Below are 12,279 nucleotides of genomic sequence, written 5' to 3'. Positions count from 1 at the left end.
GCCTTCCTAATGTTGAGCTTGTTGCGGAGGAGCGCCGGCACCAATGCGTTTCGGCGCAACCGCACCTTCGATCGGTGCTGGAATATCGGCGGGGACAGTGCGCAGATTGAACAGGCAGGTCTCGTCTTCGGTGCCATAGCGCAGCGACCACTGCCGCGAGACGGTGTCGATGACGATATAATCCGCCTCGCGGCGGTAGTTCACGAGGCTCTCGCGCCGCTTCCGGTCGACGACGAAGATCGCCGGAATGTCGCCGGTGAACTTCATGAAGGTCTTCAATCCGTCGTCAAACACCCAGACCGGCTTTGCCGCATCGCTTCCCTTGAAGCCATAGTCGTAGTTGACCTTGTCGCGACGGATGTTCTTAAGGTTCGGATTGCGCGCAGCATCCTGCGCCCGTTTCCAAAGCTCGGCCGTCCCTTTCAGCCCGGCATCTTCGGGATAGGTGAACTGCAGCTTGAAGGTCTGGTTCTGGATCGCCTTGCTGTCGTTGACCCGCAGATCGAAAGAATAGGTCCGTTTGGTCGTGACGACGGAGAGATTGGTCGCTGCATCCTTTTCCATCGGCTTCAAGGTCAGGGAACGCCGGTCGGCCGAGGTCAGGATCTGCCATGAGACGGTGTCGCCGGCAACGACCTGGGTGATGTCCTCATCCAAACCGAACAGGATCGTTGTCACCATCCCGTAGGTGCCGGTCACCAGGAACACCTGCTCGGCCGAATAGGGAAGCGATCGCACCCGAGGATCGAGCCTTCCTGGACGGGCGACCAGTTCGGCATGCCCGGCCGTGGTTCCCAGCAGCAGTAAGAATGAAAGCGCCGCCATCCGTTTCATCATTGGGCAGGCCCCGACGGCATGGTTTCCGGAACCCTTGCATATTCGGTGACGACGAAGCCGAGCGGATTGTAGAGCCGAACCCGGTTGCTGGCGGGAAGATTGATCTGCCGGTAGCGCACCGTTGCAGACCAGCGATTGACGACATCGCCACCACGTTGGCGCTCCCGTGTCTCAAATCGGACGGCCATGGTCGAGGCATTGAGAGGATTGACCGATAAGATTTCCGGGCGGATGTCGCCGGTGGCACCCAGTGTCTTCACCGGCCCTCGAGGATTGCTCGGGCTCATCCACGCCTCATACTCCTTGAAGGCGTCCGAGTTCGGTTCCGACCAGAGCGCGATCATGTCGAAGTTGTCCGAGAGATAGCGGGGGTCGTAGGTCTCGCGGCGGATGACGTAGTTGCCGACGAATGAGGCGCGAACGGCCTGGATCTCCGCGACGCTCGACCGATCCTTGTCGAGCGTGGTCACGGTCTCCATGTAGCCGGTATTCTTGTCCACGATCAGGGGCACGACCTCGGTGCGGACGAGCGGGAACAGTTGCGCCACGGAAAACGAAAGTATCCCGGCGATAGCCCAGCCGGCTACGGCGAAGGCAAGCAGGATGAGACCGATCAAGGTCCGAAGCGAGCGGTTCTTCTCGCCCCAGGACAGGTGCCGATCATAGATTTCCTGCGGCCCGGGTACATGGTCGGTCGGCGCAGGTGTTATCCGTCTTCTGAACAATGCCAAGTGTTACCCTCGAATTTCGGTGTCTCGTTCACTCGCTGTTGCGACGGCGATTGGTCAGCATCCGGCCGAGCGTCCCGACGCCTGCCACACTGCCACGGCCGGCAAGTGCTGCCGCCGTCACGGCGCCTCTCGGACCACTCAGCATGCCAAGGGCGACGGCCGCCGCCTGCCCCGTCCTCGAATTGCTTGATGCGAGTGTTCTGCGCGCGGCGCTGTACCCGGTATCCACACCGCCTCCGCCCGGCACGCTCGATATCGCCGTGCCGTAGGAAAAGGTTCTGGCGAAGTCGGGCACCTGAAAAATGAAATAGGAGATCAGCGCCAGGTAGAGCACCATGGCAAGCACGATCGCGAGCGCGTTTTCCTTGGTTGCCATGTCGCCGTTGATGGTGTCCATCATGCCGATCAGAAAGCCGAACGAAAGACCGGCCATGATATAGGTGAACAGCAGCATGAACATGCCGTAGGCGATGCCCCTCACCCACGCGTCAAAGACAAACCGTGTGATTCCGAAGAAGTAGCAGAGGATGGCGATCGGGCCGATCGCCAGCATGACGGCGGTGATCATCTTGGCAAACAGGGTTACGCCGGTGAGGATGAGCAGCATCGGCAGCAGCCCGAACACCAGCACGATGAACACGACCACAGCGCCAGTGACATTGGGCAGCCATCCTGACTCGTAGGAGTTGAAGAGCTGCATGGCGAAGTCGTAGACCTTGCGCGCCATCGAGGCGACTTGGCTGGCAAGATCGGACCCGGCCGACTGCCCGCCCATTGCCGAGGAAATAGCTGAGCCGAGATCCTGTGGTGAGGACAATACGAACTGGCCGATATTGTCGTAGAAAGTGGCCCAGGACATGATCAGCGCATAGGCGAGCGCAATCTTAAAGGCCGTCACCGCCATGTCCTGCAGGGAGACACTCGACAGTCCGAGGGCACCCCAAAGGAAATAGAGGATCAGGAAAATCGCGAGGATGCCGGAGACAAGATTGCTGTGTTGGGCAAACAGCCCCCAGGCACGTTCAAGCGAGGCTTCGTTGATTTTGTCGAAATATCTGAGCGCGTCGCCATAGAAATTGATCGCGTAGCTGACTGGATCCATTTCGCATCCTAATTGACAGGCCGCATCGGGCCGCAATCGTCTTTGACCACTCTCGCCAGCGCCTGTTCCGGCGGCGCTGGCTGCGGGGCACTATCGTAGCCGGGCGCCGGCACGGGGTTTTCGTCGGCCGAGCATTTCGCCAACTGTTCGTATTTGCCGCCGCAGCCACTGAGAGCCGCGCAACAAAATGCCAGGATCAGGGCCAGCCTCACTGCTCCTGCTCCTCGAACGCCTTCAACTGATCGCGAACCGAGGCCCCCTGTTGCTGCGCGCCCCCATCGCGCATCACGCTGTCGGGAAGCGGTGCGAAGGTCTTGAGGTTCTGCGAGGAGGTCGCGAGGGCTGCCTTATACTGTTGGTTCAGAAGCATGACCTGGTTGTTGAGCGAGCCAACCGCTTCATTTGCGGTCTGGTTGCCCTGCAGCACCATCTGGGTGTTTTGTTCGAGCGCGCCCTTGAGGTCCTGTGCCGTGCCGATCTTCTCGGTTGCCTGCATGAACGAATTCTGCCGATCCTTCGTCGCGCTGTTCATCGCATCCGTCAGCGCCGTCATCGTCGTCAGCGCATTGACCCCTTGCGAATAGGCCTGGTTGGCGCCTGAGAGCTCGCCACCCTTGGCGCTATCGACCACCATCTTCACCAGGTTGAGGCCGTTGATGAGTTTGGCGGCCGTGTTCTGAAACTGACCGCTGATGCCGCCGAACACGGCCTGATTTCCCGACAGGATCGATCCGAAATCCGGCGCCTGTCCCATGCTGAAGCCATTGCCGGTCGCAAGTTTGGCAAATTGGCCGGCATCCTGACTGCGATCGCCGGTGATCGCCTGCAAGGTCTTGGTTGTGTTGTCCTTGACGACCGAGGTGTCCTGCTGGATCTGAGACGACAGTCGCTTGATGTCCTCACTAAGCGAAATGTTCTCCGCATCCTTGACGGGAACCTGCGCGTCAGCGTGCGAGACGGCGACGATGCCAAGGGCTGCCGCGATGACAAATCTCTTCATGTGCCTAACCTCTCCTGTCCGTTCAGTTTGCTGTCGGTCTGGCATCGACCACGGTCACCAGGCCTAATACGGGATCTTGCATCGCCGAGAAGGTCGCGGTGTCGCCACTGGCGCGTACCTGTTCCTGAAGATCGTCAAGCCAGCGCTGGATCTGCTCGGTCGTGGCGGTCGATGGCACCGCAAAGCAGCGCGTGCTGCCGGTGTCGACGACGGTCGATGGGCACTGGATTTGTGCCATGACAAGCGAGCCGTCGAAATCCTTGGAGTTGCCGCCGCCGGAGCCGCGCAGGTTGGCCGACGACGATTGCAACCCGGCTTGAAGGCGCTGCAGATATTGTTGGTTCGCTTCAATCGATTTCCCAAGCAGCTCATTCCAGACCGACCCGCGCTCCGCCTGCGCTTGCGTGTTGCGGTCGACAGCCTTTTTCAGCTGCTCGCCGCAACCGTTCCCGTAGCTCGCGCTTTCGGGCTCGGTGTTTTCGCCCGCTGTCGGGGTCCGATCGCCATTCTGCGCCTTGTTGCGGCTGTAATAGGCGGAGACCTTTTGAACGTAGCCCTGCGTCTCGGGAATGTTGGGGATCTGTCCGTTCTGAAGTGATTGACGATAAGGACCTGCATTGTAGCCGGCGGCGATCAGGTCGTAGCGGTTACCGAACATTCCCTGAAGCTGTTTGATATATTTGACGCCGCCGCGGATGTTGTCCTGGGTGTCATAGGGGTTGACGCCGAGCTGGGCTGCGGTGCCCGGCATCAGCTGCATGACGCCGGTGGCACCGACCGCCGAGCGCGCCGATTGCCGGAAACGCGATTCCTGTTCGGCAATGGCGAGCGCGAAATTGGGGTCGACGCCCTGGCGGATCGCTTCGTCCTCGACCATGCGGGCGACTTCCTGCTGGCTCGGCGTTCGCTGCGATGGTGCAGCCGGCGCGGCCTCACCCGCCATGCCCTCTGCCGAGCAATCGGCTGGGGCGCCGGAGCCTTGGCCAGGCGCCACGCTGTCCGTCGTACCGCCAGAGGCGCCTTTCAGTTTCCGGGTATCGGCCTGATAGCCCTGGTACCAGTTCAAGGTCGCCTGCTGGATCTTCTGGCGGGCGTTGTCGATGACCGGAACCTGAGCGCGGGTCAGCGCTGGGGTCATGACTGTCGCCAGCGCCAGCACACCGGCCGTCGCCAACTCAGGAAGCCTTGCGTTGCTCATCGGCCGCTCCCCCCTCCCAGTCGCAGAATTTTGACAGCCAGTTCTTCGGATCGTCTCCGTATTCGTCGAGCAGCATCTCGACCTCGCGAACGGTCTCCTCACGGCCGGACAAGACCTTGATGAACTCCGGCATGTGGGACATGTCGACACGCGCGATCACGCTGTTCTTCGCCTGCTTGATCAGCATGAAGCGCGAGCTCGGATCACCGTTCTTGACCCATTCGAATTCGGCTCTGGAGAGGCCGAAATGCTCCATGTAGGAGTGCTCGTCGGCCTTCGGATTAGCAAAGAAGATGTTGGTCGACGTTTGCTCGATGATCGTGCGGCTGACGCTGGACTGCACGACGTCGTCGGCCGACTGCGTGCCAAATATCACCAGACCGTTCCGTTTCCGGATGGTCTTGAAGTAGTCCTTCATGGTGCGCTTGAACTCGTCGTCGTCGAGCAGCTTCCAGGCTTCGTCCATCAGGTTGATGATCGGCGCCTTCCCGTCATAAACCTCGTCCAACCGATGGAACATGTAGAGGAGGGCCGCGGTACGCACCGTCGGATCGTCGAGGATCGATGTCATGTCGAAGCCGATCATCGGCCTCGAAATATCCAAATTGTCATCGGCATTGTCGAAGAGCCAGGCATAGGGGCCGCGATCGATCCATTTGTCGAGTCGTGCGATCAGACTGCCTTCGGTCCTCTCGCTTCCAGCGAGCAGCGCCCGCAGCGAGGATAGACGACGATACGACTTGTCCTTCGTCTTAAGGACGGATTTGATCGCGCTACGGATGATCGCTTCTTCCTGTGGCGTCAGGCTCTCGCCTTCCTTCGATGGCTTCAGCATGAAGCTCAAAAGCCGGTACAGGAAAACGCGGTTCTCCTCGGTGTCGTCGAGAAGCAAGGGATTCCAGCCCGCCGGTTCGCCGGGTTCGAGTGTCATGTATCGCCCGCCTGCCGCACGAACCATGATGTCGAGACCACGATCCTTGTCGAAGACGATCGTCTTCAGTCGCGGGCTGACGCGGTAGGCCTGCAGAATCAAGAAAGCCATGATAACGGTCTTGCCTGAACCCGTCGGTCCGAACACCGTCGTGTGCCCGACGTCTCCCTGGTGGAAGTTGAAAAAGAACGGCGTGCCGGAGGTCGTCTCAAAAATGGTGATCGCCGGTCCCCAGTGGTTTCCGTCCGGCTTGCCATAGGGATAGGCGTGAAAACTACTCAAGCCCGCGCAATTGAGCGTCGAGATGAGCGCGCGCCGCGCAATATAGGCCTGGTTGCCAGGCAGTTGCGCCCAGTAAGCCGGCTCGGCGTTCAGATCTTCGCGAACATAGGAGGCGCCAAGCGCCCCAAGCTCGTTTCCGATCAGCGCCACCGCATCGTCGAGTTGAGCCGTCGTCCTTGCGACCGGCATGATGGTGAGGTGATGCTCGGTGAAGGCAACGCGTTTGCGCGCAAGCTCGTCGCGGGCGATGTCGAGATTGGCCTGCACGCTGGAGCCGCCCTCGTCGGCCTTCGACATCTGCCGATCGAGCCTTTCGATGCGGCTGCGCGCAGCCATGTCGTCGATGAACGACATCGACTGGGTCAGCACCATCTCGAAGGGCAGCTTGAGGATGTAGTCGAGCATGCCGGCGCCGGTCTCGGGCGGATATTCCTTCAGCGATACCATCGCGGCATAGCGATCATCGCCTGATGTTTCGCCTTGGAGATGGATGATCCGGTTGCCGATCGACGTGCGCCGCGCCGGCAGCATCTCGTCGATCGGTATGTTGCCGAGACGGATCGGCCGGACACGGCCGCCGTTCAGCAGCGTGTAGAAGAACTCGCATTGCTCCGAGAACCAGATTGTTCGCGTGCCTTCCTCAAGCATCGTGTCGTCGGAGATGGTCCGGTAGATCGTCTTTCCGTCGCGAAGATCGACCTCGGCGCGCCGCACGTCTCGCAAGACTTTCGGACCGTAGGCGGCAAGCGATTTTTCCAGTGCCCTTGTTGCTTCGACAAGCTTGTCGCGCATCGCACGAAACTGCTCCCTGCGCACGACATCGCCGCCGATGCCCATGACACGGGAGAGCGCCGAACCCTTCTTGAACAAGGGCCGTACAACAAGGGACACATAGGTGTCGTTGACGAACATCTCGTTCCTGGAGATGCTCGACTGATAGACGTCATCGAGACGCCGCATGAAGGGATCGGCGAACGCCGATGGCAGCGACGGCGCTACCTTGCGCCTGATGACATGGGTGTAGAGAGCAAAATTGCCGATCGACGAAATCGCGCGGAAAGCGGCGTTCCGCTGCCGCTGCAGCATGTTGATCGTCTCGATATCGGCGGTCTCGAAGGAAAAGCCGGTCAATTGCACTGTGGAGACCAGGCAGTCGTTCTTCAGTCGGATAATGCCGTTTTCGATCGGCACATAGAACGGGACGTGTGTCGATATGCTGCGGTCGGCGAATATCTCCCAACCTTTCGACAAGCTCCCTTTCAACGATCTCGCCATGGTGCCCATCGATCACGCCCCATAGGTCCTGATGCCACCGCCGAGCCTTCGACCCAGAGGATTGACGCCGCACATGCTGAGGCGTCCGACGATCTCGAAAAACCACAGGTCGAGCTTCACCGTCAGCACATAGAGAATGCTGTGAAGGATCACGAAGGAGACCGGGAACCAAAGGATCGAGCCTAAGATCATGAACACCATCAGCGAGATGAAGCATTCCGCCAGAAAGTATGTGTAAGGGATCCCCATGACCGTCGGCGGCCGTGTCAGAGCGAGGATGACCGGATGGCATTCGATGTAGTCGTCCCCGCCGTCGGTGTTGCCGCTGAATGCCGCCATGATTACGACCCACTGCCAGCGAGGAAGTCGACCAGTTCGGCGGCAGCAAACATGCCGGCAAGGCTTCCCCCGACCCGAAGCAGGGCGCCCCAGGACCAGTATCCGAAGGCTGCGGCCAGAAACATGCCGATGAAGGCGATCGCTCCGACCGAGCGGCCGAAGGGGCCGGTAAAGAACTGCACCAGCCGGTCAGCGGCATTTTGCAGCGCATCAAGGTTCTGCGCCGCCGCTGGTTCGAACTGGCTGACAAGCAGGATCAGGGTGGTCGCCAACACCATCGCGGCATTGCCGAGCCACTTGCGCTTTGCCCTCGAACGCCAGGCGACGCCGGCATAAAGGACTGCCATTGCGATTACATTCATCAATGCACCTCTTCCTTGACGATTTTAACCGGACCGCCAACGTGGGTCGGTCCGTCTTCCTGGGGGGAGCGGTTCGCCGCTGTGAGCGGATCTGCAACAGAAAAAACAAGCATCGGCGACTTCGCGCGGTCGGCAGTTCCTGCCCGGCGCTTCGAGCCGGACTCCGACGGAACTAACAGGCCGCCATGCATGCCCGTAGCGGTCGCCACCGCGCCAACGTAGAACCCGACGACACGCGTGACATAGTCCGCGGTTTCCCGGATCTGCGGCAAGGAGTGGCGAAGATCGACACGAGGCTCACCGGCATTATAAGCAGAGGCGACAAGCACAGGATTGCGATACTTGTCGATGAGAACACGGAGGAATCGAGTGCCGGCGCGGATATTCTGTTCGGGATCGGTGAGATCATTCGCACCAAAGGCTGCGCCGATCCGCGGCATCACCTGCATCAAACCGACGGCACCGGCAGGACTGACGAGGCGTGGATCGTAGCTCGCATTTTCGGCCCGCATGATCGAGAGCACCCAGTTCGGGTCAACCTCTTCCGCAGCGGCGATCGTCACTGCCAGTTTTGCATATTCTTCGGGAATGCCGGAAAGCAGATCAGCTCGAGGCGGCGCCAACGACTGTTTGGCATCCAAGTTTGGTTCGGCCGCCGGATCAATGACCGGTGTGGCTGGCCTCTGGTCGAAAGAGAAGACGCCGATTGGCGAATGCACGGTGCGATCGCGCCGTGCATTCGCAGTATCAGCCGCTTCTCCTGGTAAACCCGCACGCCGGTTATCAAACTCTTCAACCTTTTCCAATGGGAGAGCACTGGCACCAATCGGACGTTCATCGTTCGGCGCGTCAAAGCGCTGGCTGAAGCTGACCCAATCGATTGTCGGCTGTGGCGGCTGCTTGGCTGCAGCGGCCAGACTTGACCCGGCGATTGGGTTCAACCGGGCTGCCACTCTCCCCACCTTCTCAGTCGTGATACCGCCAGGCCCAACAGCGTGAGCAGGCGTTCCTGGATAGAAGGGCAGATCGCTGTCGCCGGAGTTGGAAGCGAAACCGGTGAGCAGAATTGTCGACATTCCAGCAACCCACAGCGTGCTTCGCGACCATGCCTTTTGCGGTGTTTTCACAGGCGGAAGTGGGATTCGTTCCATGGCCGAACCAGTTCATAATTATACTGTGGTATAAGATTTTGAACTGCATTCCGTTACGGAAATCAAGCTTAAAATTTCACTCCGGTATAATTATCGGCAGCGATAGCGATGGCGGGGCGCTCTTTTCCTGAGCAAATTCAGTCGTCTAGCCGCGACCATTTATCTGGCATCCAGCGATATTGGATCTGTTCGCGATCGCCCAGAACACGCGCTAAGCGCACCGCAGTGCCTCCTTTGATCAACACCGGACTGACATCCGTTCCTGATCGAGGCTCATAGATTCGGCAGACGAAATTGGGCAATTCCCTCTGGATCCTCGAGACCGGATAGCAGGACGCGACCTGATAGCGGCTGTCACCGCCACTGATATTAAGACCCGTCTGCTGGACAGGACCGAGGCGTTGGCGTCCAAACCGTGTACCATACTCAAGCTGGCACTCGACGATATTGCTGGCATAGGCTCTGCAAGCGGTGAGGCTGAGGTAAGCAAATGGGACTGGGGGCAGCGGTCGCGTTGGGTGTGTCAGGTCGCCACATCCGGACAACAGGATCAATATAGCCAAAGATCCCGATCGCGTTTTGGAAATCCGCATCGTGTTGCTTTCTAATTTTCCTGCCGATATCCGGCATGGGCAAGGGTTTCGAGGAAGAGATCACGGGCAAGCCGGCAGTAGGGTGATGATGGCTGTGCCAGGTGGAGCTGCGTCAGGACCAGTCCGAGATTGGAAACAGTGGCCACTACGACGGCGAGGTCATCATGGAGGGTGTCACGGCAAATCTCCCGACCTTCGTGACCTTTCACAGTGATGGCGTAGTCATTACGCGCGATGCTGTGCCACAGTTCGACGGTACCGGTTTCGCCGCCTGTACTTTCCGCATCGCAGATCAGCATGAGCGCGTAATCTGGATGCAGTAGGCCGCTTTCCTCGATTGACGTGCCGCCATGGAATTCCGTCAACACAACGTGCGATGCGAAGAGCAGCATCCGTTCGTTGACCAGCAGACGTCTCTGCCCAAGGCGGACAAAGCCGTTCATGGCGACAGAGCGGGTAGCGGCAGGTGAAAGACTCTCCCCGCAGTGCTGGCAGATCGCCAGCAAGTGATCGTTCCTGAATTCGAACGCGTTGTGAAAGCGGTTGACAATGAACTGCTCGACATTCTTCGTTCGACCACCGAGCGACTCGACGAATGCGAAGGCATCAAGCGGTGTCCATGGCCGCTTCAGAACATCGTTCTCAGAGCTGTCGGCAGCGTTGACGAGGCTCGATGGTCCGACGACAATGCCGGCGGACCGGGTCTGTGCGCCGCAGCCCGGGCAATCGATGGATATCGGAACTTTGTACCATTCCTTCGTCAGTAGGGATCGATTGTGTGTCAGATGCAGACCCGGTTGTTAACAGCGTAGAGGGCGCGCAGGTGGTGTTCTGATCTCCGACCTTACCCCTCGCGCAGCGAGCTATACTTATACTCCAGTGTAATATTTTATCAACCAGATGAGGCCGCCTGAGGGCTTCAAATGCTGCGGAGACGACCTGCCGCAACATCCGACGCATGAGGTTTATATTGAGCAAGGGGCGCCGCCCACATCAATGGAAGCACCAAAACCCGATGAAGCGGTCCCTCCCGCTGACGCGGCAGAGTCTTCGCTGCCACAGCCAGCCAGGAACTGCCTCCAAGATGATTGCTGAATAGCATTCACTATCGTCAAACAACGACGAAGCAGCCATCGTTGCATGAACCCTTCCCTCAATCATTTCAGGAGATTCTATGCAGCGACGTCAACAAATCGAGCAGGAGACACGCAAGAAGATTTCCGATCCGTATGACGTCGACTACTTCGCCAAGAAGCACGGGATAAGCCTCAAAGATGCCGCTCGGATCATCAACCTCCATCGCTCGGACAGGGACTCCTCTGATCGGGCGGCATACCATCTGAAAGACTCGTGTTGAAGACCGAGGCTCGCCGTAAGGTCGTTTGCCTCACCCGCAGCCACGCACAAACGACGTCTTGAACCCGCACCTGCTGATGATCTGAGTTCGCACTGTCGGCGATCTATCCGTCGCGACGTCTGCTCAGCGCACGCCTGGCAGCTTTCCTGCAATTTCTCAAGCAGACGGTTCCCAACGAAATGCCCGATGAACTGGCGGCTTACGTTGGCAAATGGCAGGTAAGAGCCTCCCCGCTAAAAGTAGCCGAGACATCATTCGCAAGATCGCTCATCAGCGCAATCGCCGAACCGCGGATTCGCGAAATCACCTACCGGCTCATACGCGCAATCCGCAAAACGCCGCTTTGCTCAACCACCTATTCGCCGAAATCGTCGATGAGTAATAAACGCGATCGCCGGTTCGCCGATGCGCGGAGTTGGCGAAGCACCCCATCGCCCATTATCCCAGCCGCACAATCGCGGACGAACCTATTCGCTGCTCCACCGACCAGCCCAACCGCCGAAACGCGAGAACGCCGGATCTCTCTTCTACCGATTGGCGAAACGGGGGAATTGCCCGCCCGCCGATTCACCGACTAACGATTCAAGGTGGCGCCGTGAGGAGGTGCCTCTTTCTGCCGCCGAACGAACTCTACCAGGACCAAGTCCATGTCCGGGCAGACCCTACGCCTGCGAATAAGCGGTGACAGATTCCGGCACTGATCACGCCTCTCGGCAATCCCCCCTCGGGCGAAAACGGCTAATGGTATACCGTTAGCCTATCCTGCCATCTCTCAAGAAATCTGTCTGGCCCACCGTGCCCGAGGCGCCGATGCTGTTGCGAGTCGCCAGACAAAGCAACAGCGATCACGGGCTCATTGCCTGTGATCCGCGCCGGAGGAACAGCACAGTGGGCCGGACAGATTTCTTGAGAGATGCTGAAGCAAGCCGTCGTCGTAAGCAGTCGAGAGGACCGTGACCGGAGGGAACGGCCTCGACGACATGCGAACGATGAGACGGCGAGCGCACCGCAGGAGTGGACGCGCACCTGGAGCGGATGCCCGAAGCAGGAGGGCGCAGCGCAAGGTACTCGTCCTCTCCGTCTTGTTTGGGGAAGTCGCGGCAGCGTCCGCCTACCGGCCC

General features: G+C 59.4%; 11 protein-coding genes and 1 pseudogene. 2 read left to right on the top strand and 10 right to left on the bottom strand.

All coding sequences use genetic code 11. From position 1 onward, the window contains the following. Nucleotides 1–6 precede the first annotated feature (6 nt). From OS035_RS30405 to OS035_RS30360, 10 genes are all read right to left on the bottom strand, one after another. On the bottom strand, nt 7–825 hold the full coding sequence (locus tag OS035_RS30405; RefSeq protein ID WP_331814738.1) for a TrbG/VirB9 family P-type conjugative transfer protein: 819 nt from the start codon (nt 823–825) through the stop codon (nt 7–9). An 8-nt stretch (nt 826–833) separates the two neighbouring features. After that, nucleotides 834–1,568: a virB8 family protein gene (locus OS035_RS30400; RefSeq protein ID WP_331814735.1), complete on the bottom strand. Its 735-nt coding sequence runs from the start codon at nt 1,566–1,568 to the stop codon at nt 834–836. Nucleotides 1,569–1,596: 28 nt separating this feature from the next. Continuing rightward, nucleotides 1,597–2,670, bottom strand: a complete 1,074-nt coding sequence (locus OS035_RS30395) for a type IV secretion system protein (RefSeq protein ID WP_331814732.1) — start codon at nt 2,668–2,670, stop codon at nt 1,597–1,599. A gap of 208 nt (nt 2,671–2,878) precedes the next feature. Further along, complete coding sequence (locus OS035_RS30390; protein ID WP_331814729.1) at nt 2,879–3,670, bottom strand: conjugal transfer protein; 792 nt, start codon at nt 3,668–3,670, stop codon at nt 2,879–2,881. A 22-nt stretch (nt 3,671–3,692) separates the two neighbouring features. Beyond that, nucleotides 3,693–4,868 carry a lytic transglycosylase domain-containing protein gene (locus OS035_RS30385; protein WP_331814726.1) on the bottom strand — a complete coding sequence of 392 codons (1,176 nt, stop codon included), beginning with the start codon at nt 4,866–4,868 and terminating at the stop codon, nt 3,693–3,695. Next, entirely contained in the window at nt 4,846–7,365 is a 2,520-nt protein-coding gene (locus OS035_RS30380) for a VirB4 family type IV secretion/conjugal transfer ATPase (protein ID WP_331814723.1), read from the bottom strand. The genes OS035_RS30385 and OS035_RS30380 overlap by 23 nt, the downstream gene beginning before the upstream one ends. 3 nt (nt 7,366–7,368) lie before the next feature. After that, entirely contained in the window at nt 7,369–7,695 is a 327-nt protein-coding gene (locus OS035_RS30375) for a VirB3 family type IV secretion system protein (protein WP_026154667.1), read from the bottom strand. Between the two features lie 2 nt (nt 7,696–7,697). Further along, the gene (locus OS035_RS30370) at nt 7,698–8,057 is read right to left on the bottom strand and encodes a TrbC/VirB2 family protein (protein ID WP_033182410.1); all 360 of its coding nucleotides are present in this window, start codon (nt 8,055–8,057) and stop codon (nt 7,698–7,700) included. Next, the gene (locus OS035_RS30365) at nt 8,057–9,133 is read right to left on the bottom strand and encodes a lytic transglycosylase domain-containing protein (RefSeq protein ID WP_331814713.1); all 1,077 of its coding nucleotides are present in this window, start codon (nt 9,131–9,133) and stop codon (nt 8,057–8,059) included. Before OS035_RS30365 ends, OS035_RS30370 begins: the two co-directional genes overlap by 1 nt. 679 nt (nt 9,134–9,812) lie before the next feature. Further along, on the bottom strand, nt 9,813–10,307 hold the full coding sequence (locus OS035_RS30360) for a hypothetical protein (RefSeq protein WP_245304491.1): 495 nt from the start codon (nt 10,305–10,307) through the stop codon (nt 9,813–9,815). 668 nt (nt 10,308–10,975) lie between these two features. Between OS035_RS30360 and OS035_RS30355 the strand changes: the two genes are divergently transcribed. Beyond that, complete coding sequence (locus OS035_RS30355; protein ID WP_029875109.1) at nt 10,976–11,158, top strand: hypothetical protein; 183 nt, start codon at nt 10,976–10,978, stop codon at nt 11,156–11,158. A 98-nt stretch (nt 11,159–11,256) separates the two neighbouring features. Beyond that, nucleotides 11,257–11,370 (top strand): annotated as a pseudogene (locus OS035_RS30350) (LysR family transcriptional regulator); the annotation flags it as partial. Nucleotides 11,371–12,279 lie beyond the last annotated feature (909 nt).

It is taken from the genome of Rhizobium sp. 268, assembly GCF_036571585.1.
Lineage (GTDB): Bacteria > Pseudomonadota > Alphaproteobacteria > Rhizobiales > Rhizobiaceae > Rhizobium > Rhizobium redzepovicii.
This window is presented reverse-complemented; position numbering and strand designations above follow the sequence as displayed.